The sequence below is a fragment of the Stenotrophomonas sp. YAU14D1_LEIMI4_1 genome, assembly GCF_003086815.1.
Taxonomy (GTDB): domain Bacteria; phylum Pseudomonadota; class Gammaproteobacteria; order Xanthomonadales; family Xanthomonadaceae; genus Stenotrophomonas.
In genome coordinates, this window is sequence record NZ_CP025997.1 from 4,229,515 (window position 1) to 4,253,411 (window position 23,897).

The following is a 23,897-nucleotide window of genomic DNA, read 5'->3' on the forward strand; positions in this document are numbered from 1 at the left end:
GCTTGCTTGGCACGCTTCTGCTTCGCCTCGATATAGCCTTCGCTATACAAACCAGCCCTGCCTGCGCGTTTGCCTGGAAATGCGCCACGCGCGGATCGCGGTGCTAAGCTTCGCGTCCCCTTGGGGAGTAGCCGGATTCCTTCGCAGGAATCGTCCACGTCAACATACTCGGCCAGTGCGCCGTGGCGTGGACAACCATGATGGTTGGCGAGACCAGCGGCCCGCGTGCGCAATCTCAGGTTGGGCGCGAACGCGCGCCGTGCGTCCGTCCTTGCCCGACCTTCAGCTGCCGCCCATGTCTCCTGTTTCGATCCTCCTGATCGGCTTTGCCATGTCCACCGATGCCTTCGCTGCTGCGATCGGCAAGGGTGCGGCCATGCGCAGGCCGGTGTTCCGCGATGCACTGCGCGCCGGCATCATCTTCGGTGTCATCGAGGCGATCACGCCCATCATCGGCTGGCTGCTCGGCCGCGCTGCCCTGCAGTACGTGGAAGCCTTCGACCACTGGATCGCGTTCGGCCTGCTGCTGGCACTGGGCGTGCACATGATCATCAACGGTGTGCGCCCGGACGGCGATGACGAAGAGGAAGACTCCTCGCAGCACCACGGCTTCTGGAAGCTGGCGCTGACCGGTTTCGCCACCAGCATCGACGCCATGGCGGTGGGCATTGGCCTGGCCTTCATGGACGTGCATATCGGCGTGATGGCGGCCGTGATCGGCCTGTGCACGCTGACGATGGTCACCGCCGGCATCATGCTCGGCCGTGCGCTGGGCAGCATGGTCGGCAAGCGCGCCGAGATCATCGGCGGCGTGATCCTGATCGTCATCGGTTCGACGATCCTGTACGAGCACCTGCACGGCGTGGCATAACGCGTTGGCTATCGTTGCCGCCGGGCGTGCAGTCCCGCATCGTGCCAACCAAGGTTGGCACCCACCGGATCCACGCATGGCGTGGATCTACGGTGACGTTCCTGCATCGCGCAGCGCGCCCAGGAAGGCGCGCAGCGAAGCCGGCTTGATCGGCTTGGTCAGCACGCGGTAGCCGCGTTCGCGCGCCATCCGCTTCAATTCGTCACGACCATCGGCGGTCAGCAATGCGCCCGGCAGCGGGTAGCCGGCGGCCTCGCGCAGCGCCACCAGGGCATCCAGGCCATCCATGCGGTCATGCAGGTGGTAATCCACCAGCATCACCTGCGGTCGCTCGGCAATCCGTTCCAGTGCCTGGTCCACGGTGGACGCGGTGATCACCTGCACCTGCCAGCGACCCAGCAACGCGCGCATGCCGTCCAGGATCTCCTCGTCGTTGTCCACGCACAGCACGCGCAGGCCGGCCAGCGAATCGCTGCGCACCGCCGGTGCGGCTGCGGTGACCACAGCCGCCGGCTCGGTGTAGCCCGGCAACGGTGCCACCCGCGGCAGGATGATCGAGAACATCGAGCCACTGCCGACCCGGCTGCGGGCGTTCAAACGGTGGTCGAGCAGGCGCGAGATGCGCTGGCAGATCGACAGGCCCAGGCCCAGCCCCTGCTCACCCCAGTCGAACGGCTGCTGGTAACGGTGGAATTCGTCGAAGATCTGCCGCATGTGGTGCTCGGGAATGCCTGGCCCGGTATCCCACACCTGCAGTTCCACTTCGTCACCGCGCTGGCGCACGGCCAGCACGATGCGGCCCTGGCGGGTGTAGCGCAGGGCATTGGCCAGGAAGTTCTGCAGCACGCGCCGCAGCAGGCGACGGTCGCTGCGCACCCAGGTGGTGCGCGCGAACAGGTCCAGGCGCAGGCCACGGCCCGCCGCTACCGGGGTGTACTGCGCGGCCAGCTCGCGCATCAGCGCGCTCACGTCGAACTCGCCGATGACCGGGTGCAGGCCACCGGCATCCAGCCGCGACACGTCCAGCAGGCCATCCAGCAGTTCTTCGGCCGCGCGCAGCGACGCATCCACGCGTTCGGCCAGATGCTTCTGCTCATCGCTCACGTGGTCGCTGTCACGCAGCGCCGAAGCGAACAGGCGCGCCGCGTTCAGCGGCTGCAGCACGTCGTGGCTGATCGCTGCCAGGAAGCGCGTCTTCGACTGCTGCGCCACCTCGGCTTCATGCGAGCGCTCGGCCACGCGTTGTTCCAGCGTCTCGTTGGCTTCCAGCAGCGCCTTTTCCGCGTGCTTGTAATCGGTGATGTCGTTGTAGCTGGTCACGTAACCGCCGCCGGGCAGCGCCTGGCCACGCATCTCGATCACCTTGCCATCGCTGCGGGTGCGCTCGAACACGTGCGGCGAACCGGCGCGCATGTAGCCGATGCGGCGGTTGATCTGCACTTCGATATCGCCCTCGCCCAACTCGCCGCGCTCGGCGTTGTAGCGGATCAGGTCAGCGACCGGGCGGCCGACGTAGAGCATGCCGTCGGGATAGCCGAACATGTCCTGGTAACGGCGGTTCCAGGCGGTCAGGCGCATGTCCGGGTCGACCACGCTGACACCGGCACTGATGTTTTCCAGCGTGGTGGACAGGATCTCGCGGTTGAAGCGCAGCTCCTGCCCGGCTTCATCCAGCACCGCCACCACTTCGCCCAGGTCCATGCCCGAACCGCGCAGCAGACTGGTCAGCAGCAGGCGTGCGGAGGCCGCACCGATGGAGGCGGCCAGCAGACGCTCGGTGAACTGCACCCACGGCCGGTCGGCCGGTGCCGAGGACTGCAGTTCGCGACCCAGCGACTGCGCCTGTTCGAAGAACGAGCGCTGCGCATGGCGCTCGCCCACCACCCGCGCGGCCAGCGCCAGCAGGTCGCCCACGTGCACGTGGCCGGGCCAGCCACCGGCGACCGACGGCCGTTCCGCGTAGGGGTCCAGGAAGGGGGCCGCACGCAGGCGCTCGTCCACGCCGGGGCGCCAGCGCGCGGACACCAGCATCATCGTCGCCGCGTTCACCAGCAGCGACCAGAACGTGCCGTGGGTGAGCGGGTCCCAGCCGGTCATGCCGAACAACTGCTGCGGGCGCAGCCAGTCGATACCGAACGGGCCGTGCTGCACCCACGCCGCATCCACCCAGCCAGCCAGTGTCATCGCCGGCAGCAGCAGGGTGTACAGCCAGGTGGCGAAGCCCAGCAGCATGCCGGCTTCCACGCCGCGGCGGCTGGCGCCACGCCAGTACAGGCCGCCGATCAGGCCCGGCGCGAACTGCGCCACCGCCGCGAATGCCATCAGGCCGTAGGACGCCAGGGTGCTGTCGTTGCTGCTGCTGCGGTAGTAGCTGTACGCCATCAACGCCAGCAGCAGGATCGCCAAACGGCGGATCCACAGCACGCGCGAGGCCACGTCGGCCGCTTCCTGGTGGTCGCCACTGCGGCGCAGCAGGACCGGCATCACCAGGTCGTTGCTGACCATGGTGGCCAAGGCGATGGACGAGACGATGACCATGCCGGTGGCCGCCGAGAAACCGCCGACGTAGGCGATCAGGGCCAGCGCGTTGCGCCCCTCGGCCAGCGGCAGGGCCAGCACCATGGCATCGTCGGCCACGCTGCCGCCGGTGCCGAACAGGCTGACGCCGGCGGTGGCGATCGGCAGCACCATGGCCGAGATCAGCACCAGGTAGCCACCGAACATCCAGCGCGCGCGGCGCACGTCGCGCACGTCGCCGCACTCCACCACCGCCACATGGAACTGGCGCGGCAGGCAGATGATGGCCAAGAAGCTGAGCAGGGTCTGCGAAATGAAGCCCACCGGCGGCAGGCCGGTGAACAATGTATGCACCGAGGCGACCACCGCTTCGCTGCGGTCGCTCAGCCACAGGTAGGCGAACACGCCCACCGCCAGCATCGCGCACAGCTTGATGACCGATTCAAAGGCGATGGCCAGCATCATGCCGTGGTGGTGCTCGGTGGCATCGACCTGGCGGGTGCCGAACAGGGTGGCGAACAGAGCCATCAGCAGGGCCACGTACAGCGCCGGGTCGGTGAAGAAGCCGGTGGGCCCGCTGTTGCCGGTCAGCACCTGCAGGCTCATGGCCACGGCCTTGTACTGCAGGGCCAGGTACGGAACGATGCCGATCAGGGCGATGATCGCCACCAGCGCCGCCAGCCGCCGCGAGCGGCCGAAGCGCGAGGAGATGAAATCGGCGATGGACACCACGTTCTGGCTGCGTGCGATCAGCGCCAGCCGCTCGATGATGCGCCAGCCGAACAGCAGCAGCAGCAACGGGCCAATGTAGATCGGCAGGTAGCCCACGCCGTTGCGCACGGCCGTGCCCACGGCACCGTAGAAGGTCCACGACGAACAGTAGACGGCCAGCGCCAGGCTGTAGACCACCGGCCGCAGCCACGGGCGGTCGGGGTACATGGGCCGTCGGTCACCCCACCACGCCACGCCGAACAGCAGCGCGGCATAGGCAACCGAGACCAGCAGCAGGATCCAGCTGGAGACCACGCGTGCGTTTCCGTCAGGACAGGGGCCAGTAGATCACGACCGTTGGTCGTGAGGGTAGGTCATGGCGGCAGGTGCCCACCAGCAGGGGTGGGCACCTGCCAGGTACCGAAGTTATTGGGCCGGCACGCCCATTTCCTTCAGCAGCTCCGGCGCCGGGTAGACCTTGGCCAGCAGCCAGCGCAGGTAGCGCATGTCCACGTGCACCGCACGCTTGTAGCGCGGGTCGAACCACCAGCTGGCGCTGACCGATTCCCAGTTGCTGTCGAAGTTCAGGCCGATCAGTTCACCCTTGGCGTTGAGCACTGGCGAGCCGGAATTGCCACCGGTGGTGTCCAGGTTGGTCAGGAAGTTGACCGTCTGGGTCTTCAGCGCCGGGTCGGCGGTGCTGCCGAAATCGCCCTTGGCGATGGCCGCCAGCAGCGGCTTGGGCGCGTCGAACGGATAGGCGTTGGTGTTCTTTTCGACGATGCCGGCCACGGTGGTCACCGGCGAATAGATCACGCCATCACGCGGGTGCAGTGCCTCGACCTTGCCGTAGCTGATGCGCAGGGTGCGGTTGGCGTCGGGGTAGACGGCGCGGCCCTGCTTGGCCCGCCAGGCGAACAGCGCCTGCATGTAGGCCGGGCGCAGGCGCAGCTGTTCGCCCTCGCGGGTCTTGCTTTCGTTCTCGATGCGCAGCTGCGCGGCCACCAGCGGGCCGGCCACGGCAATCAGCGGATCGGCGGCAAGGGCCTTGCCTTCGCGGGCGGCGGCGAAACGGCTCAGGCGCTGTGCCTCGTCACCCAGCTGGGTGCTGGCGTACAGGGTATCCAGGGCCTTGGCCAGCTGTTCGGGGGTACGCCCGAAGGCGGTATCGAACTCGGCCACGCGCTGCGCGTCCGGCAGCTGCTGGTAGCGGGTCAACAGGCTGCCCAGCAGGGCCTTCTCGACCTCGGGTGCGTAGCGGCGCTGCACCTGCTTGAGCACGCCTTCGATCATCGCCTGGTCGCGCTGCTGGAAGCCGGTCTCGCGCTGCGCATCGGGCTTGGCCGATTCGATGCGCAGGCGCTCCAGCAGCAGTGCCGAACGCAGCAGCTGGGTCTGCAGGGCCATCTGGTCCAGCAGCAGGTCACGCTCGCCCACCGCTGCACCCTGCGACAGGTTGCGCAGCAGAGCCTTGATATCGCCCTGGTAGCGGCGGTCGGTGGCGGCCAGCATGGCCGACTCGTCGGCGGCGCGCTGGGCCTTGGCATCGCTGCGCAGCAGGCCTTCCAGCTCGCCGGCGGCGCGCTTGCGGTTGTTCTTCAGCGACTGCAGCTGCGAGGCGTAGCGGGTACGCGCCTGCGCATCCTTGGCCGTGGCCGCTTCGATCGTGTCGATCATCTGCTGGAACACCGACACCCGGCGCGGCAGCACGGTGTCGATCTGGCCGGCGAATTCGGCCGCCGTGCGGTGGCGGTAGGTGATGCCCGGGTAGCCGGCCAGCATCGCGTAGTCGCCTTCCTTCGGGCCTTCCAGCGACATCTGCAGGTGTGCCGGCGCCTGGTAGGGCACGTTGTCCTTGCTGTACGGGGCCGGCTTTCCGTCCTTGCCCACGTAGGCACGCAGCAGGGTGAAATCGCCGGTGTGGCGCGGCCACATGAAGTTGTCGATCTCATCGCCGTAGTTGCCGATCGCGCGCGGCGGTGCGTACACCAGGCGCACGTCGCTCAGCTCCAGCTGGGCAATGCGGTAGAAATCGGTGCCGTAGTACATGTTGGCCACCGAGCAGCGCACGTTGCCGGTCTTCTCGCACTCGGCCACGATCTGCTTGCTGGCCGCGTCCACCGCGTCGAAGTACGCGCGGCCGGTCTTGCCACGGGCCTGGGCCAGCACCTGGTCGGTCACCTTGTCGAAGCCGACGGTCACCAGCACGCGGAAATCCGGGTTGGCCGGGCGCTCATCGGCGCGGCCCTGGGCGATGAAGCCGTTGTCGATCAGGTTGTGCTCGGGCGAGCTGTTGTACTGGATCACGCCCATCGCTACGTGGTGGTTGGTCAGCAGCAGGCCATCGGCCGACACGAACGAACCGGTGCCACCGCCGGCACGCACCACGGCGCTCAGCGGCGGCGCGGTCACGTTGGCCAGGTCGGCCGGATCGCCCTTGAAACCGGCCGCCTGCAGCGGCTTGGCCAGGTCGGGCAGCTGGGTCGGCATCCACATGCCTTCATCGGCGTGGGCACCGGCGGCCAGGGTCAGGCCCAGGGCCAGGGCGGCAGGAAGGGTTTTGCGGGCAGACATCGGCACTCCGGCAATACAGAACAGCCGGGGACCATAGCCGCTGGGGCAGGCCGGGGCAACGGCCGATGGTTGGGTGGCGGCGTTGCACCCGGGGTCAGAGCCCTTTCGTTGAAAGGGATCTGACCCCGGCATGGCGTGGCTCTACTTCTCGCGGCGCCAGTTCAGCGAGCCGCGGTTTTCCACCGTGCTCGATTCCACTTCCACGTCGAAGCCGCGGCTGAGCAGGTACTTCAGGGTCAGCACCGAACCGCTGCCGACCATCGATACGCCGTAGCCCACGTACAGCTTGGGCGAAATGTACTTGCCAAAACCAATCACCGAACCGCCCAGCGCGCGCGACTGGCTGACCCCGGCATCATCCAGGCCCAGCTTGGCGCCCAGCTGCGAGGCCAGCAGGCCGCTGCCGGCCGACAGCGCGGCCGAGGCGGCCGTGACCTGCTGGGTCTGGTCGCTGCTGGCATTGGTCAGGCTGCGGCCCAGCACCAGGTAGGCCAGCGCTTCGGACTGCGACATGGCCGGGTCGGACCAGACATCGGCACGGGGTTGCTGGGCGCGCCCGGTCACATCGATGCCTGCGGTGACATCGCCAATGCGGCGCTCGGCGCGGATGTTGATGCGCGGGTCGGACACCGCGTTGTAGTTCCAGTTGAGGTTGCCGCGGGTGATGGTCAGGTCCTGGCCATAGGCCTTGTAGCGGCCACTGACTTCCAGGCCGCCATTGGCGGTCATCTCGCGGCCCGGCCGCGCCCACACCTGCATCTTGCCGGTCAGCGCGCCCTTCAGGCCGAACCCGGTCATCTTCACCTTGTCGCCCAGGCTGACCGTCAGGTCCATGTCCAGCGGCGAGGTGCGCGATTCCTCCGGGTCGGCCGGGTCCAGCACCACCACGTCTTCGGACACCGACGTGCCGCGGTCCAGGCGTTCCAGGTCGATGTCGGCCTCGGGCACGTGCACCGTACCGCGCAGTTCCATCGCGGCCTTGGCCAGGGTGAAATCGAGGTTCGGGTTGGCAATGATGCGCAGTTCGCTGGTGTTGGACACCAGCACGTTTTCGCCATGGATCTTCAGCTGCAGCGGCTGCGCATCGCCGAACCAGGACAGACCGCCGTCCACGTACAGCGTGCCCTGCCCCGAATTGGCCTGCGCGGTGATCTTGGCCGAGCCATCGGGCTGGGCGACGAAGCTGCCCTTGCCCTGGTCGAGGGTCAGGCCCAGCGCCGGGAATTCACCCTTGAAGTTGCTCAGCTGCGCGTCGCCGCCCAGCGACGGCTGGCCACGCGTGCCGCGCAGGCTCACGTGGCCTTCGATCAGGCCTGTGGGGCGCACGATGTCCGGCGAGAACAGCTCCAGCCAGTACAGCCGCGACATGTTCAGGTACAGCTCGCCGTTCAATGGCGCGCTGGCCTCCCAGCCGGTCTGGAACTTCGCATCGACGAAGCCGTTGCCCTGGAAGCCCAGGCCCAGGTAGCCCTTGATGCTGGCCGGGGTCATGTCCAGCTTCACCGAGAACTGGTCGTAGCGCGCCAGCTCACCGCGGTTGGCATTGGCGCCGGTTCCCGTGTTGCGGTTCTCGCCCAGGCGCACGCCGCCTTCCGGCGAACGCACTTCCATGTGGCCCTCCCAGGCGTTGCCGCGCGGGCGGATCTGCGCATCCAGGGTCAGTTCGCCACGCAGGTAGATGCGGCGGCCCGACTGCGGCGGCAGCCACGGCTGCACCAGCGACAGCGGCAAGGCATCACCGCGCACCATCAGCCCTTCGCGCGGCCAGTTGGCCTGGGCGCACAGGGCGCCGCCGGTGGCCGCGGCCAGGCAGGTGTCGGCCAGCGTGTAGGTGCCGCCGTTCACCGCGAAGGCGGCCGGTGCACGCAACGCCCAGGCATCGCCCTTCACCGGCGCGATGCGAAGGGTGGACAGTTCACCGCGCCATTGCGCGCCCTGCTGGCGCACGCTGCCCTGCAGGTCGATCGCGCCCAGTTCGTTGTGGGTCTGCGCGCTCAGGCGCAGGTTGGACACGCTGCCCTGCGCGTCGATGGCCAGGCGTTCCAGCAGCATGCCGGCATTGACCTGCTGGCCCTGGATCGACAGGCGCCCGGCGTCGCCGCGCCACGGCAGGTTGCCCTGGATGCTCAGGCTCTGCGCGCCGTAGCCGTCCCAGTTGATGTTGTTGCCCACCAGGTCGGCACGGATGTCCGGCGCGTCGCGCGGGCCGGTCACCTGCACCTGGCCGCGCAGGCCGCCATCGGCGCCGGGCAGCAGATCGCTCAACTGCAGCGGCTCGAAGCGTGCATCGATATCCAGGCGGTCGCCCACCTTGCCCTTGGCGGTGACCCGGCTGCTGCCGATCGCCAGCGCCAGTTCGCCCTGGCCCTGCGCGCCCTGCAGCGCGAACTTGCCCTTGGCATCCACGTTGCGCTGGCGCAGGGTGCCCTTCAGTGCAGGCAGATCGACGGTGGCTTCCAGGGTGGGCGCCGTACCCGCGGCAGCACTGGCCGGCGGCGGTACCTGGCGGCCCTTCGAGGCAAGGTTGCCCGACAGGCGACCGTCCCAACCCGGCAGGAAGTAGCCCGGATCGAAGTCCTTCAGGCTGGCCTTGGCATCCCAGTCCAGCTGCGGTGCCCAGGCCACCTGGCCTTCCACCTGCAACTGGCCACCGGGGGTCTGCGCCACCAGTTCGCGGATCGAAGCGGACTGGTCGTTGCCGCGTACGTCGAAGCGCAGGTCGGCACGTTTCTGCTCGCGCTCGATCTGCGCACGGCCAATGGCCGCCCATGCCTTCAGCGTGCCGGCCAGGCCGAAGCGCGCTTCCTGCAGGGTGACCGGCACCGGCGCACTGCCGGCGGTGTTCGGGTCGGGCTCGGGCACCCAGGTCAGGTTCCGCGCAATCACCGAGAAATTCAGGGTCTGCTGGTCCGGGTTGCTGAAATCGGCGGTGCCCTGCAGGCGCGCTTCACCGCCCAGGCCTTTCAGCACCAGCGGCGACACCTTCAGCACCTGGTTTTCCAGCGATACCACCGAAGGCGCCAGCTCCACTTCCTGTGCCCCCTGCTTCAGTTTCCCGTGCAGGTTGGCCTGGCCGCCCTTGCCGGCGGCGGTGAAATCCAGCGACAGCGGTGCGATGGCCGATGCGGCCAGCGCCGGCGACAGCAGCGCCAGATCCAGCTCATCGCTGCGCACGCTGGCGCTCCACGTCGGATCGGTGCGGCCATCGAACACCAGCATGGCCCGCAACGGCTTGGGCGCGCGCCCGGCCACGCCCACTTCCATGTGCGCCAGGTTGCCGCGTGCAACCAGGCCCAGGGTGGCGGCAGTGCGACCGCGCGGGGCCGGCAGCACGGCGGTCACGGTCACGTCGGTATCGTAATCCTTGGCCGGAATGTAGCGCCCCTGGGCAGTGAAATCGCCCATGTCGCTGTCCACCACCAGTTGCCGGGCCTGGAATTCGCCATTGGCGATCTCGATGCCGCCACGCACGCGGGCGATGTCGATCAGCGGCTCGTTGGCCTGGGTGATGCGGAAGCCATCGATGGCGATCACATCGGCCTGGATGGCCAGCGGCATCTCGATCTGCGGCAGCGAATCGGGCCACGACGGCATCTCGAACGGCTCATCGCTTTTGGCCAGGTTCAAGGTCGCGTTGGTCAGCTCCAGCCGGTCCAGCAGCAGCTTGCGGCCCAGCAGCGGGCGCAGGTCCGGTTCCAGGTGCGCACGCTCGGCGTGGAAATGGATGTCGTCGTAGCGGAAATCGACGTTGTACAGGGTCAGTGGGCCGGCGACCGGGCCCTCCACCTTGTCCCAGGTGAAGCTGGCGCCGACCGGCAGCCGCGCCACCACCTGTGCCAACAGCACGTCGCGGCCGGCCACGGTCTGCAGCAGCCAGTAGACCGCCAGCAGGGCCAGTAGCACCAGGCCCAGCACGCCCACCCCCGACCACGCCCAGAAACGGCGGCGACGGTAGAAACGCACGCGCGGTGGCGGGCTGCCCGCAGGTGGATTCGGCGTGGGCGCGCTCACAGGTCCGCTCCGATGTTCAGGTACAGCTGGAACTGCGAATCCGGATTGTTCAGGCCGTGCGCGATATCCACGCGCACCGGGCCCACCGGCGATTTCCAGCGCACGCCGAAGCCGACGCCGGTGTGCAGGTCAATGGTGTTGTCGAACGCACTGCCGGTATCGACAAATACCGCCGCGCCCCATGGGCCGCCGTTGAAATAGTGCTCGTACTCGGCCGAGCCGATCACCAGGTTCTTCGCACCCAGCGCGTACTTGTCCGGCGCCGGCGTGCGGGGCCCGACTTCGCGGAAGGCATAGCCGCGGATGCTGCGGTCGCCACCGGCGAAGAAGCGCAGGCTGGGCGGCATGGCCACCAGGTCGCTGGTCCAGGTGGTGCCGCCTTCGCCGCGCAGGATCAGGCGGTTGCTTTCACCAATGGGGATGTACCAGCGCAGCAGCAGGTTGGCCTGCACGAAGCTGGTGTCCGAGCCGGCCCCCTCCACGCCGCCGCGCAGGGTGGCGCTGCCACTCACGCCGCTGCGCGGGAACAGTTCATCGTCCACGTTCACGTAGTCGGCCACCAGCTGCGGGTAGACCAGCGTGGAGGTGTTGTACACCGCATCGGTGAACTCGGTGCCCGAGGCGTAGCGCCAGCGCTCGCGCAGCGCATTGATCGAGGCGATGGCCGTCCAGTGCTCGTTGATCTCGCCACTGCGGCTGGCGATCAGCTTGAAGTTGCGCAGATCGATGTAGTCGGTCTGCTCGTCATACGCGCTGGCAGTCAGCCCATACCAGCCATCCAGCCACTTGAACGCCGGTACGCGGTAGGTGCTGACCAGGCTCTTGCGCTTCTGCGCATAGTCCAGCTGGGTGTTCATCTTGTGGCCGCGGCTGTTCAGGAACCGCCGCTCCACGCCGCCGCGCACACCGGCGCCACTTTCACTGCCGTAGCTCAGACCGGCCGTGTAGATGGTGCGCTTGGCACGGGTCAGCTTCACGTCGATCGGCACTTCGCCGTTGTCGTCGGCCTGGTCCGGCCGCGGCTGGATGTCGATCACGCTGAAGTAGTCCAGCTTGGTCAGCGATTCGCGCAGGCGGTCCAGCTTGCCTTCGTGGAAGTAACTGCCCTGCTCCCAGTACACCAGCGGGTCGAACAGCTTGTCGACGAAGTAATCCTGCTCGAAGCGCACCGGGCCCATGTTGTAGCGGCGGCCGCTGTCCCAGGTCAGGTCGATGTCGGCGGCGTTCTCGGCGCGCGTGATCTGCACCTGGCGCTGGGTGTAGTCGGCATCGAAATAGCCGCGCTCGGCCAGGCGCCGGGTCACGGTGATCTTGCTGGCTTCGTACTGGGTGTGTTCGAAGCGCTGGCCCTTGCGCGGCTTGAACGCGGCCAGGTCATCCTGCAGGTACTGGTCGTAGGTGGCCGGGCCGGTGATGTCGATGTGCTCGCGGCGCACGGTTACCGGTGGGCCCTTTTCCACGTGGATCACCACCCGCAGGTGTTCGTCCTGGCGTGGCGCATCCACGGTGATCACCGGATTGTAGTAACCAAAGGGTTCCAGTGCCTGGCGGGTCTGCCGCTCGGCCTGCGACAGCAGGTATTCCAGGCGCGATTCGCCCTGTTCCTTGCCGATGGTTTCATAGAGCGACAGCGAGACCTCGATGTTCTCGATCATCTCGGCGTCGTCGCCCTTGTCCAATCCCTTGATTTCCACCTTGTCGATGGTGCCGCGCGCGTGGGCGGACGAGGCCACGGCGAAGGACAGGAGCACCAGGGGCAGGGCGTAGTTCTTTGGCTGCATGCGGCACAGCATACCGACCGCGCGTGACGATGCGAAATGCAGCGCGCGAATCGGGATCGGTTGTTAAGTGGCAGTCAAAATGCGCGCCTTTGTGCGCATCATCGGCACGAAAACGACAACGCCGGGCGCGGCCCGGCGCTACCTGTTCCAGTAGATCCACGCCATGCGTGGATGGGGGGGGCGGCCCCGTCAGCTCGACAGATGCTCGATCGCCGCCACCTTGCCCAGGCGCTCGCCCAGCAGGGTCAGCAGCGCCAGGCGGTTGCCACGCAGGGCCGGGTCTTCGGCATTGACCATCACGCCATCGAAGAAGGCATCCACCTGCGGGCGCAGGCGGGCCAGGCGCGCCAGCACGGCCACGTAATCCTTGTGGTGCAGGCTGGCGCCGGTGTCGTCGATGGCCGCGGTCACGGCCTCGGCCAACGCGCGCTCGGCGTCTTCCTGCAGCAGCGAGGCATCGATCTGGCCCGGGATGTCGCCTTCGGCCTTGCGGAGGATGTTGCGGATGCGCTTGTTGGCTGCTGCCAGCGCCTCGGCTTCCGGCAGCGCGGCAAACGTGCCGATTGCGTCAAGGCGACGGTCGAAGTCATACAGCGAGGCCGGCTTCAGTTCGGCCACGGCGTTGAAGTGGGTGGCCGGTACGCCCTTGTCGCTGTAATAGCCTTTCAGGCGGTCCAGGATGAAGTCGTACAGCTCACCCACGTCGGCCTGCACGTTGCGCGCGGCCAGGCCGGCGTTGGCGCTGGCCAGCAGCGCGCGCAGGTCCAGCTCGAAGCCGCTTTCTATGATGGTGCGGGCCAGGCCCAGCGCGTTGCGGCGCAGGGCGAACGGGTCCTTGTTGCCGGTCGGCTTCAGGCCCGCGGCGAAACCACCGGCCAGCGTATCCACGCGCTCGGCAATGGCCAGCACCTTGCCCAGCGGCGACAGCGCGATGTCATCGCCACCGAAGCGCGGCTGGTAGGCCTCGTCGATGGCCAGCGCTACCTCCGGCGATTCGCCACCGGCCACGGCGTAGTGGCGGCCGGCAATCCCCTGCAGTTCCGGGAATTCATTGACCATGCGCGACTGCAGGTCGTTCTTGGCCAGCTGCGCGGCGCGCTTGGCCAGCAGCGCCTCGGCGCCCACCTGCGGCGCAATGGCCTCGGCCAGGGCCACCACGCGTGCCACCTTGTCGGCCACGCTGCCCAGCTTGGCCTGGTAGGTCACCGTCTTCAGGCCCTCGCCCATCGCTTCCAGGCCCTGCTTCAGGTCTTCGTCGAAGAAGAACTTGGCATCGGCGAAACGCGGGCGGATCACACGCTCGTAGCCCTTGGCCACTTCGGCCACGTCCTTCGATTCGATGTTGGCGATGCCGATGAACTTCTCGGTCAGCTTGCCGCTGTCATCCAGCACCGGGAAGAACTTCTGGTTGATCTCCATGGTCTCGATCAGCGCTTCCTGCGGCACCGCCAGGAAGGCGCGCTCGAAGCTGCACAGCACAGCCGACGGCCACTCGACCAGGTTCACCACCTGCTCCAGATTGTCTTCGGTGATGCGCGCACTGCCGCCGGCAGTACCCGCAGCGGTCTCGACTTCGGCCACGATGCGCTCGCGGCGCTCGCTCGGGTCGACCAGCACCTTGGCTGCGCGCAGCGATTCCACGTAGTCCTGCGGCTGGCTCAGCCACACGGTCTTGTCGTGGTGGAAGCGATGGCCGCGGCTCATGCGGTCGGCCTTCAGGCCGAACAGTTCGGCCTCGACCACATCGGTACCGTGCAGCAGCACCAGCCAGTGTGCCGGGCGGGCGAAGCCCCACTCGTGGTCACCCCAGCGCATCGGCTTGGGAATGGGCATGGCCGCAATCGCCTCGCGCAGCACCTCCGGCAGCAGCGCGGCAGTGCGTGCGCCCGGGCTTACGGCGCGGTGCACGAAGCGTTCGCCCTTGTTGTCGGTGGTCTTTTCCAGCGCGGTCCAGTCGATACCGGCCTTGGCCGCGAAGCCCTGCAGGGCCTTGGTCGGCTGGCCTTCGGCATCCAGCGCGATGTTCAGGTACGGGCCCAGCACTTCACTGCGCTGTTCCGGCTGTTCCAGGCCCACGCCGGGCAGCAGCACGGCCAGGCGGCGCGGGGTGGACAGCGGGCGTGCATCGCCCAGTTCCAGTTCGACACCGCGCTTGCGCAGGCCATCGACAACGCCATCGAAGAAGGCCTGGGCCAGGCCCGGCAGCGCCTTCACGGGCAGCTCTTCGGTGCCCAGTTCGATCAGCAGGGGGGACAGTTGGCTCATCGTTTCAATCCTGTGGTGGGGGCGCAGCGCGCAACGCGTCCGGCGCCCGGAAGTGGTGGAAAGCGCGGCCCTCAGGCCTTCTTCGCGCCCGGGAAGCCCAGCTTCTCGCGCTGCTCGTAGTAGGCCTTGGCCACCGCCTGGGCCAGCGCGCGCACGCGCAGGATGTAGCGCTGGCGTTCGGTCACGCTGATCGCGCGGCGCGCATCCAGCAGGTTGAAGGTGTGGCTGGCCTTCATCACCTGCTCGTAGGCCGGCAGCGGCAGGTTCACTTCCACCAGCTTCTGCGCCTCGCGCTCGCACGCATCGAAGCGGTGGAACAGTTCTTCCACGTCGGCGTGTTCGAAGTTGTAGGTGCTCTGCTCCACCTCGTTCTGGTGGTAGACATCGCCATAGGTCACCGGCTGGCCGTCCGGGCCATAGGTCCAGACCAGGTCGTAGACGTTGTCGCAGTTCTGCAGGTACATGCACAGGCGCTCGAGACCATAGGTGATCTCACCCAGCACCGGGCGGCATTCCAGGCCACCGGCCTGCTGGAAGTAGGTGAACTGGGTCACTTCCATGCCGTTGAGCCAGACTTCCCAGCCCAGGCCCCAGGCGCCCAGGGTCGGCGATTCCCAGTTGTCTTCCACGAAACGCAGGTCATGCACCAGCGGGTCGATGCCCAGCGCCTTCAGCGAATCCAGGTACAGCTGCTGGATGTTGTCCGGCGCCGGCTTCATCGCCACCTGGTACTGGTAGTAGCGCTGCAGGCGGTTCGGGTTCTCGCCGTAGCGGCCATCGGTGGGGCGCCGCGAGGGCTGCACGTAAGCCGCGTTCCAGCCTTCCGGGCCGATCGCACGCAGGAAGGTGGCCGGGTGGAACGTACCGGCGCCCACCTCCAGGTCGAGCGGCTGGATGAGCACGCAGCCCTGCTGGGCCCAGAACTGGTTCAGGGTCTGGATCAGGCCCTGGAAGGTGATCGGTACGGTCGGGGTCGCGGACATGCGGACGATTCTTGGCCGGCTGAGGGGTGCGCTAGTATAACGGCCGACCTGCGGGGCATTCCGTACCCGGGAGGAGCAGGCAGATGGATCACCGGCTGCCGGTGGGGAGTTCGGGTGATTCGGCTGCGGTACCGCTGCCGCCAGGGCGGCTGCAGTTCGAGCAGGTGGCCGCCGCCGTGCTGGCCGATGGCCTGGTCGCGCCACAGGACCGCGAGCGCGTGCGCTTTTCCGCACAGGGCGCGCGCAATGCCAGCGAAGTGCATCCGCTGGTGCTGCTGTCGAACCTGAAACTGGCGGCCAGCAGCGGCGGCGAACTGAGCCTGGAACGGCTGACCGAATGGCTGGCCCAGCGTACCGGCTGCCGCTACCTGCGCATCGACCCGACCCGGGTGGACGTGGCCAGCGTGACCGCCGTGGCCTCGCACGCCTATGCGCGCCGCCATCGCTTCCTGCCACTGGCGGTGGACAGCGAGCGGGTGCTGGTGGCCACCAGCGAACCGCTGGCGCAGGAATGGCGCCGCGACCTGCAGCACCTGACCCGGCGCCAGATCGAACTGGCGGTGGTCAACCCGCTGGACCTGCACCGCTACACCATGGAGTTCTTCGGCGTGACCCGCTCGGTGCGCGGGGCCCGCGGCGACGTGCGCGGCGAAGCCAACGCCACCCTGCCCAGCTTCGAGCAGCTGGTGGAGCTGGGCCGCACCGGCGACGTCAACGCCGACGACCAGCACATCGTGCACATTGTCGATTGGCTGCTGCAGTACGCCTACGAACAACGTGCTTCGGACATCCACCTGGAACCGCGCCGCGAGATGGGGCGCATGCGCTTCCGCATCGACGGCGTGCTGCACAAGGTGTTCGAGGTGCCACCGGCGGTGATGACCGCCGTGGTCAGCCGCATCAAGGTGCTGGGGCGCATGGACCTGGCCGAGCGCCGGCGCCCGCAGGATGGCCGCATCAAGACCCGCTCGCCAGGCGGGCGCGAAGTCGAAATGCGCCTGTCGACCATGCCCACCGCCTTCGGCGAGAAGTGCGTGATGCGCATCTTCGACCCCGATGCGGCCTTCAAGAGCATCGACCAGCTCGGCTTCAGCCCGCAGGAAGCGGCCGGCTGGAACGCGCTGGTGGAGCGCCCGCACGGCATCGTGCTGGTCACCGGGCCGACCGGTTCGGGCAAGACCACCACCCTGTATTCCACCCTGAAGCGGCTGGCCACGCCCGACGTGAACGTCTGCACGGTGGAAGACCCGATCGAGATGATCGCCGCCGAGTTCAACCAGATGCAGGTGCAGACCAACATCGACCTGGATTTCGCCGCGGGCGTGCGCACCCTGCTGCGGCAGGACCCGGACATCATCATGATCGGCGAGATCCGCGACCTGGAAACCGCGCAGATGGCGGTGCAGGCCTCGCTCACCGGCCATCTGGTGCTGTCCACCCTGCACACCAACGATGCGCCCTCGGCCATCACCCGGCTGCTCGACATCGGCGTGCCGCACTACCTGCTGGCCTCCACCGTGAACGGCATCCTGGCCCAGCGCCTGGTGCGCACGCTGTGCCCGCACTGCAAGCAGCCGCACACGCTGGGACCGGCCGATTGGGCGGTGCTGGCTGATAGCCATGCAGCATATCCAGATGCCGCCACGCCCTGTCGGCCGGTCGGTTGCCTGGAGTGCCGGCGCACCGGTTTCCTCGGCCGCATCGGGCTGTATGAGTTGCTGCCATTAGGTTCGCGGCTGCGCGGGCTGATCCGCGCGGACATGGATCTGGCCGGTTTCAGCCGGGCCGCGCGTGCTGAAGGATTGCGAACCCTGCGCCAGGCTGGGCTTGAAAAGGTGGCGCAGGGGCTGACTACAATCGAGGAAGTCCTGTCAGTCCTGCCGCCCCCGGATGAATCCAGCGCCCTTCCTGATCCTTGAAACCGGCCGCCCGGTGCCGACCCTGCGCCGTTACGGGCGCTTTCCGCACTGGATCCGCGTGGCCGCCGGCTTGGACGAACGGCAGACCGTGGTGGTCGATGTCGAACACGGTGCCGCCCTGCCCGATGCCCGTGGCTTCGCCGGTGTGCTGGTCAGCGGTTCGGCCGCCTACGTGACCGACCGCGCCGAATGGAGCGAGCGCAGCGCGGCCTGGCTGCGTGCGGCCGCCCATGATGGCGTGCCGGTGTTCGGCATCTGCTACGGCCACCAGCTGCTGGCCCATGCACTGGGCGGGGAAGTGGCCTACAACCCGGCCGGGCGCGAATCGGGCACGATCGAACTGGAACTGGACCCGGCCGCCGCCGAGGACCCGTTGTTCAGTGGGCTGCCGCGCCATTTCGCCGCCCACGCCACCCACCTGCAGACCGTGCTGCGTGCGCCGGAAGGTGCCGCCGTGCTGGCCCGCTCGCCGCTGGACGGCTGCCATGCCTTCCGCTGGGGTCGGCAGGCCTGGGGCGTGCAGTTCCATCCCGAATTCGCCACCCACCACATGCGCGGCTACGTGCGCGCTCGCGCCGACTGCATCGGCCGCCACGGCGGCTGCGCACGCAGCGTGGAACGGGCGGTCAGCGCGGCACCGCTGGCACGCCAGCTGCTGCGCCGTTTCGTGCGCCAGGCCCGGCTGTCTTCAGCCCAGCCGGTGGCAAAACAGGGATAATCGGCGGCACGGGCCCCGGCCCGGCCCCCTTACTGTCCTTCCCGGATGTCCATGAAAGAGATTCGCAAGCTGCCGGCTTCGGCGGGCGCCCAGTGGTTGCTGGATACGTTCTCCCTGTACCGGCGTGCGCCGCTGCAGCTGGCCCGGATCGGCCTGACCTGGATGCTGGTCAGCTGGGTGGTCACCCTGCTGTCCACGCTCATTCCTGGCGCGGCGGGGCTGGCGGTGCAGCTGATGACCCTGGCCATCTCGCCCATCATGTTCGGCGGCATGCTGTACGCCGTGGGCGAGATCGACGAAGGCCGCCCGGGCCTGGCCACGCACCTGCTGCAGCCGATCCGCGACCACCGTGTCAGCCACCTGCTGGTGCCGCTGGCCATCCAGGTGCTGGCGGTGCTGCTGCTGGGCGTGCTGCTGTACCTGATGATCGGCCGCGAGGGCTTTGCCGCCTTCAGCGAGGTCATGAAGCGGATGGAAGAGATCGGCCAGAGCGGGCAGCAGATCAGCCCCGACGATGCCGCCGCCCTGGTGGCCAACCTGCCGGCCAAGCGCATCGCGCTGTGGCTGCTGCTGGTGTTCATCACCGCCATCGGCCTGACCCTGGCCATGTTCACCCAGCCGGCGCTGGTGGTGTTCGACAAGCAGAGCGGCATGCACGCGCTGCGCCTGAGCCTGCAGGGCTGCGTGGAAAACCTGGGGGCGATGGTGGTGTTCGCGCTGCTGGGCGTGATCGCGCTGTTCTGCGGCTACATCGCCTTCGTCATCGTCATCCAGCTGGCCATGCTGATCGGCGGCCCGCTTGCTGCAGCGTTCATCGCCCAGCTGGTGCTGACCACCGTGCTGATGCCGCTGTACGTAGGCGCGGTGTACGCGGCCTGGAAGCAGATGTTCGTGCACCGTGGCAGCCGCGCGGTGCCGCCGATCCCGGCCACGCCGCCGGCCAACGACGTCTTCCACGCCTGACCTGCACCGCAGTAGATCCACGCCATGCGTGGATGAAACGGATCAATGAAGAACGCCGGGCAATGCCCGGCGTTCCCGCATCAGGCGGCCGGTTTCTTCGCCACCGACGACGGCACCAGCCAGCGTGCGGCGTGGATGCCCAGCTCGTACAGCAGGCACATGGGAATGGCCAGCATCAGCTGTGACACCACGTCCGGCGGGGTCAGCACGGCGGCGACCACGAAGATGCCGACGATCGCGTAGCCGCGGCCTTCCTTGAACTGCTGCGGCGTTACCCAGCCCAGCAGCACCAGGATCACCATCGCCACCGGCAGTTCGAAGCTGCCGCCGAAGGCGAAGAAGATCGCCAGCACGAAATCCAGGTAGGCATTCGCATCGGGGGTGAGCGCGATCACTTCCGGGCTGAAGGTGGTCAGGAAGTGGAACACCGCCGGCAGCACCAGGAAGTAGGCGAACGCGCAGCCGGTGTAGAACAGCAGCACCGACGACACCAGCAGCGGCACCGCCAGGCGCTTTTCGCGGGCATACAGGCCCGGCGCCACGAACGCCCACAGCTGGTACAGCAGCCAGGGCACGGCCACGAACAGGGCCACGAAGAAGGTCAGCTTCAACGGCGCGAAGAACGCACCGGCCGGATTGGTGGCGATCATCGTCTGCCCGTTCGGCAGCTGCGATACCAGCGGATGCGCCAGCGCGGTGTACAGCTTCTGGGTGAACGGCAACAAGCCCAGCAGCACCACGCCCAGGCCCAGCAGCGCACGCACCAGGCGCGCGCGCAGTTCAACCAGATGCTCGACCAGCGAGCTTTCGCCGAAGTCCTGTTCGCTCATGGCTGGCGCTCCGGCGGTGTGGCCGGCGTCGCGGCGGCGTCTGTCGCGGGCGTGGCATCGGCCGGGGTTGCCGACGTATCCAGCAGATGCGGCGGGGTCTGCGCTGCGGCCGGTGTCGGCGCCCGCACTTCGTCGGCCAGCGCATCGCCGTGCTGCTGCGCCTGCGTGGCTTCGCGGCGCACCGCTTCACCACTGGCGCGCAACTGGCTTTCGGTGTCCTGCATGCTCTGCCGCACGTCCTGCATCTGCCGCTTGATCTCCTCGGCGTGCAGTTCGCGTTCCAGCTCCTGCTTCACCGAATCCCACTGATTGCGCGCACGGCGCACCCACAGGCCGGCGAAGCGGGCCGCCTTGGGCAGGCGCTCGGGACCGAGCACCACCAAGGCGACCACGGCAATCACCAGCAGTTCGCTGAAGCCAATATCAAACACCGTGACCGCTCCGGATCAACGCGGGGTGCGGTCGTGCTCGTCCTGCGCGGTGCGCGAGGCGTCCTGGCTGCGCGATTCGTCGCCCAGCTGCGCGGCGGGCTTGTCCTCGTCACGCATGCCCTTCTTGAATTCCTTCACCGCCGAGCCGAGATCCTTGGCGCCGCTGGTCAGGCGCTTGGTGCCGAACACCAGCAGTACGATGGCCAGCACGACCAACCAATGCCAGATGCTGAAACTGCCCATAAGTCGCTCGTTACGTTAGTGATCAGGCTGTCGAGCATAGCGCACCGGCCGTAAGCCGGCGCGCGTGACGAAAGTCAGTTGCCGCCCAGCGTCTCGGTGCGGATTTCACCGTCGCCCACCGGCTGGAAGCCCTGCTGCTGCGGCGGCGGGTTCTGCGGCACGTTCTGCAGCGGCGCGGTGGTCGCTTCGGCCGGCGGCGCCTGAACAGGCGCAGGCTGGCTGGTCTGCGGCGGCGGCGGTGCGCTGGCAGTGGCGCCATTGCCGTTGCGGTTGTTGCGCGCGGCGTAGGTCGCCTCTTCCAGACGGTCGCGGAAGGCCACCACGTCCATCGACGGCGTGCCCACCGCACGCCCTTCGAAGATCATGCGCGGGGTGGTGTTGCTGCCGTAGGCATCCAGGTTGGCCGCATCGTCGATCTGCAGCACCGCACCATCCAGGGCCACGCCGGCGAACAGGCCACGCGCGCGCGACCACGACCAGATTTCCGCCTTCAGCTGGCCGTCGGTGGCGGCGGCAGCGTTGCGCCCCACCGGGCCCGCAGCCACGCCGGCATCGGCGCCCAAGGTGAACTTGCCGTTGACCAGATTGTCCAGGCTGCGGTCATTGCGGAACACCAGCACCACGTCGGACGACTGCACACCGGCCTGGAAGCCGATGCTGCCGCCGGTCAGCTTGATGAATACCGGGTTCGACCAGGCGCCGTTGGGCATGCGCACCGACATCAGGCCGTGGCCGCGGCGGCCACCGATGACCAGACCGGCCTTGATGGTGTCGGGAATGACGATGACCGCGCGGCCTTCGTCCAGCAGTTTGTCCGGAATCCCCTGCTCGGGGATTTCCTGGATTTCAGCCAGCACGCGCACCGCGTTGCGGGCGCGCTGGTCTTCCTGCGGTCCGGCCATGGCCTGGCTGGAAAGCAGGCTGGCGGCGATCAGCAGGGCTTGGATCGGGCGACGCATGGCAGGCTCCAGAAGTCAGTCCATAGGAAGATATAGCAAGTGACTGAAATTAGTAGTGTTGCGATGAATCGCCAATGAGCGCGCGCCGCGATCGGAAGTCGCGATCGGCACGATGCGCAGAAGCAATGCCGGCAGCACATCGGATCGGCGACAATGGTGCCCATGCTCGACGCACCCGATACCGCCGTGCTGGCGGTCAACCTAGGCACGCCCGAGACGCCGACGGCCCCCGCCGTACGCCGTTACCTGGCTGAATTCCTGTCCGACCCCCGCGTGGTCTCGATTCCGGCGCTGCTGTGGCAGCCGCTGCTGCGCGGGCTCATCCTGCCGCTGCGCAGCAGCCGCTCGGCCGCCAAGTACGCCCAAGTGTGGCTGCCCGAGGGCTCCCCGCTGATGGTCTACACCCGCCAGCTGGCGCAGGCCATGCAGGCCGAGCTGCCGCAGCTGCGCGTGCGCCACGCCATGCGCTACGGCGAGCCGGCGCTGGCCCGCGAACTGGACCGCCTGGTCAGCGAGGGTGTGCGCCGCATCGCGGTGCTGCCGCTGTACCCGCAGTACTCGACCACCACCACTGCCTCGGTGGAAGACCGGGTGGCCGACTGGCAGCGCCGCAACCCCGGCGTGCATATCAGCCTGGTGCAGGACTACGCCATCGACCCGCAGTGGGTAGCTGCCGTAGCCGCGTCCATCCGCGCCTACTGGGACACGCATGGCCGCGGACAGACGCTGATGTTTTCCTTCCACGGCATTCCGCAGCGCCTGGCCGACGCCGGCGACCCGTATCCGCAGCGCTGCGAAGCCAGCGCCGCCGCCATTGCCGCCGCCTTGGATCTGGGCGCGGACGACTGGCAGCTGGGCTACCAGTCGCGCTTCGGTCGCGAACGCTGGCTGCAGCCCTATGCCGAACCGCGCCTGTGGGAGCTGGCCGAGGCCGGGGTGAAGAAGATCGATGTGGTCTGCCCGGGGTTCGCCACCGATTGCCTGGAAACCCTGGAAGAGGTGGCCATGGGCTTCACCGAAACCCTGGCCGAGCGCGGCGCGCAGATGCGCTACATCCCCTGCCTGAACGCCAGCGTCGACCACGCCCGCGTCCTGGCCCGGCTGGCCACGGCTGCGCTGGCATGAGCCTGCAACCGTTCGAACTGCACGTGGCCGGCGCGCGCGTGGCCGGCCTGCGCCAGGCAGGCCCGGGCCCCCGCGTGCTGGCCCTGCATGGCTGGCTGGACAATGCGGCCAGCTTCGTCCCGCTGGCCGCACACCTGCCGCAGCTGGATCTGGTGGCCATCGATCTGCCAGGTCACGGCCACAGTGCGCACCTGCCGCCCGGCGCGCCCTACACCACCCCAGCCGCAATCACCCACGTGCTGGACGTGGCCGATGCGCTGGGCTGGGATCGGTTCACCCTGATCGGCCACTCCATGGGTGCCGGCATCGCCAGCCTGACCGCAGCCGTCAGCGAACGCGTGCAGCGCCTGGTGGCCATCGAGGCCTTGGGCGGACTGCGCGGACCGGAAGAAGAAACCGCCGAACGCCTGCGCGACCATGTGCGGGCCAGCCGTGCGCTGGCGCGCAAGCAGTTGCGGGTGTTCGCCGACCTGGCCGCACCGGTGCGCGCACGCATGATGGCCAACCAGCTCAGCGAGGGCTGCGCGCGCCTGCTGGTGGAACGTGGCGTGGAAGCGGTGGAAGGCGGTTACCGCTGGTGCAGCGATCCGCGCCTGATGCTGCCCACCGCCATCCGCCTCAGCGAAGGGCAGATCGACAACCTGCTGCAGGCCATTGCCTGCCCCACCCAGGTGATCTACGCCACGCCGGCGCAGTCGTACTACCCCGAACCGATGCGCAGCGAGCGCCTGCAGCACCTGCGCGACGGGCGCCTGGTTGTATTCGCCGGCAACCATCACCTGCACATGGAACACCCCGCGCAGATCGCCGCGGTCATCAACGCCTTCCTTGGCGAGCCCAACGCCGGCTGACCCGGTGCATGCCGCTGCGCTTCACTGCGCGTAGCGGCGGCCGATAGAACAGTTGCGGGCCTTCTCGCCCGCACTCCGCCTGCCCAGCCGGGCCGGCGGCCTGTCCGGGTTCTGCAAGGAAGCACGCATGTCTGCACTGCTGCAC

Annotated in this window: 16 protein-coding genes and 1 riboswitch; of the genes, 6 read left to right on the forward strand and 10 right to left on the reverse strand. The window is 68.1% G+C overall.

Features of this window, described 5'->3' with window-relative positions; all coding sequences use genetic code 11:
* Positions 1–116: 116 nt before the first annotated feature.
* Positions 117–206: riboswitch (yybP-ykoY riboswitch) on the forward strand.
* An 89-nt stretch (positions 207–295) separates the two neighbouring features.
* Positions 296–871, forward strand: coding sequence for a manganese efflux pump MntP family protein (locus C1932_RS19400; RefSeq protein ID WP_108763251.1), 576 nt, complete (start codon positions 296–298; stop codon positions 869–871).
* 87 nt (positions 872–958) lie between these two features.
* Here the strand turns inward: C1932_RS19400 and C1932_RS19405 are convergent, their stop codons facing one another.
* The 6 genes from C1932_RS19405 to glyQ form a co-directional block, all read right to left on the reverse strand.
* Entirely contained in the window at positions 959–4,414 is a 3,456-nt protein-coding gene (locus C1932_RS19405) for a PAS domain-containing hybrid sensor histidine kinase/response regulator (protein WP_108763252.1), read from the reverse strand.
* A gap of 111 nt (positions 4,415–4,525) precedes the next feature.
* Entirely contained in the window at positions 4,526–6,673 is a 2,148-nt protein-coding gene (locus C1932_RS19410) for a S46 family peptidase (RefSeq protein WP_108763253.1), read from the reverse strand.
* A 141-nt stretch (positions 6,674–6,814) separates the two neighbouring features.
* Complete coding sequence (locus tag C1932_RS19415; RefSeq protein ID WP_108763254.1) at positions 6,815–10,684, reverse strand: translocation/assembly module TamB domain-containing protein; 3,870 nt, start codon at positions 10,682–10,684, stop codon at positions 6,815–6,817.
* Positions 10,681–12,477 (reverse strand): autotransporter assembly complex family protein, encoded by a 1,797-nt coding sequence (locus C1932_RS19420; RefSeq protein ID WP_108763255.1) that lies wholly within the window; start codon positions 12,475–12,477, stop codon positions 10,681–10,683. The genes C1932_RS19415 and C1932_RS19420 overlap by 4 nt, the downstream gene beginning before the upstream one ends.
* Positions 12,478–12,654: 177 nt before the next feature.
* Entirely contained in the window at positions 12,655–14,730 is a 2,076-nt protein-coding gene (gene glyS / locus C1932_RS19425; protein ID WP_108763256.1) for a glycine--tRNA ligase subunit beta, read from the reverse strand.
* A 71-nt stretch (positions 14,731–14,801) separates the two neighbouring features.
* A complete protein-coding gene (gene glyQ, locus C1932_RS19430) occupies positions 14,802–15,713 on the reverse strand; it encodes a glycine--tRNA ligase subunit alpha (RefSeq protein WP_108754631.1) in 912 nt (303 codons plus the stop codon).
* An 83-nt stretch (positions 15,714–15,796) separates the two neighbouring features.
* Between glyQ and C1932_RS19435 the strand changes: the two genes are divergently transcribed.
* The 3 genes from C1932_RS19435 to C1932_RS19445 are packed head-to-tail and all read left to right on the forward strand — an operon-like array spanning position 15,797 to position 19,313.
* Positions 15,797–17,632, forward strand: a complete 1,836-nt coding sequence (locus C1932_RS19435; RefSeq protein ID WP_108754632.1) for a GspE/PulE family protein — start codon at positions 15,797–15,799, stop codon at positions 17,630–17,632.
* Positions 17,604–18,350, forward strand: coding sequence for a glutamine amidotransferase (locus tag C1932_RS19440; RefSeq protein WP_108763257.1), 747 nt, complete (start codon positions 17,604–17,606; stop codon positions 18,348–18,350). The genes C1932_RS19435 and C1932_RS19440 overlap by 29 nt, the downstream gene beginning before the upstream one ends.
* Before the next feature lie 51 nt (positions 18,351–18,401).
* Positions 18,402–19,313: a BPSS1780 family membrane protein gene (locus C1932_RS19445; RefSeq protein WP_108754902.1), complete on the forward strand. Its 912-nt coding sequence runs from the start codon at positions 18,402–18,404 to the stop codon at positions 19,311–19,313.
* An 80-nt stretch (positions 19,314–19,393) separates the two neighbouring features.
* Here the strand turns inward: C1932_RS19445 and tatC are convergent, their stop codons facing one another.
* From tatC to C1932_RS19465, 4 genes are all read right to left on the reverse strand, one after another.
* Positions 19,394–20,143, reverse strand: a complete 750-nt coding sequence (tatC, locus tag C1932_RS19450) for a twin-arginine translocase subunit TatC (protein WP_108754634.1) — start codon at positions 20,141–20,143, stop codon at positions 19,394–19,396.
* Complete coding sequence (gene tatB, locus C1932_RS19455; protein WP_108763258.1) at positions 20,140–20,574, reverse strand: Sec-independent protein translocase protein TatB; 435 nt, start codon at positions 20,572–20,574, stop codon at positions 20,140–20,142. Before tatB ends, tatC begins: the two co-directional genes overlap by 4 nt.
* 15 nt (positions 20,575–20,589) lie before the next feature.
* Positions 20,590–20,817 carry a Sec-independent protein translocase subunit TatA gene (gene tatA, locus C1932_RS19460; protein ID WP_108751385.1) on the reverse strand — a complete coding sequence of 76 codons (228 nt, stop codon included), beginning with the start codon at positions 20,815–20,817 and terminating at the stop codon, positions 20,590–20,592.
* 74 nt (positions 20,818–20,891) lie between these two features.
* The gene (locus tag C1932_RS19465; RefSeq protein WP_108763259.1) at positions 20,892–21,776 is read right to left on the reverse strand and encodes a lipid-binding SYLF domain-containing protein; all 885 of its coding nucleotides are present in this window, start codon (positions 21,774–21,776) and stop codon (positions 20,892–20,894) included.
* Between the two features lie 162 nt (positions 21,777–21,938).
* Between C1932_RS19465 and hemH the strand changes: the two genes are divergently transcribed.
* Both hemH and C1932_RS19475 read left to right on the forward strand, forming a co-directional pair.
* Positions 21,939–22,901: a ferrochelatase gene (gene hemH / locus C1932_RS19470; protein ID WP_108763497.1), complete on the forward strand. Its 963-nt coding sequence runs from the start codon at positions 21,939–21,941 to the stop codon at positions 22,899–22,901.
* On the forward strand, positions 22,898–23,752 hold the full coding sequence (locus C1932_RS19475) for an alpha/beta hydrolase (protein WP_108763260.1): 855 nt from the start codon (positions 22,898–22,900) through the stop codon (positions 23,750–23,752). Before hemH ends, C1932_RS19475 begins: the two co-directional genes overlap by 4 nt.
* Positions 23,753–23,897: the final 145 nt, after the last annotated feature.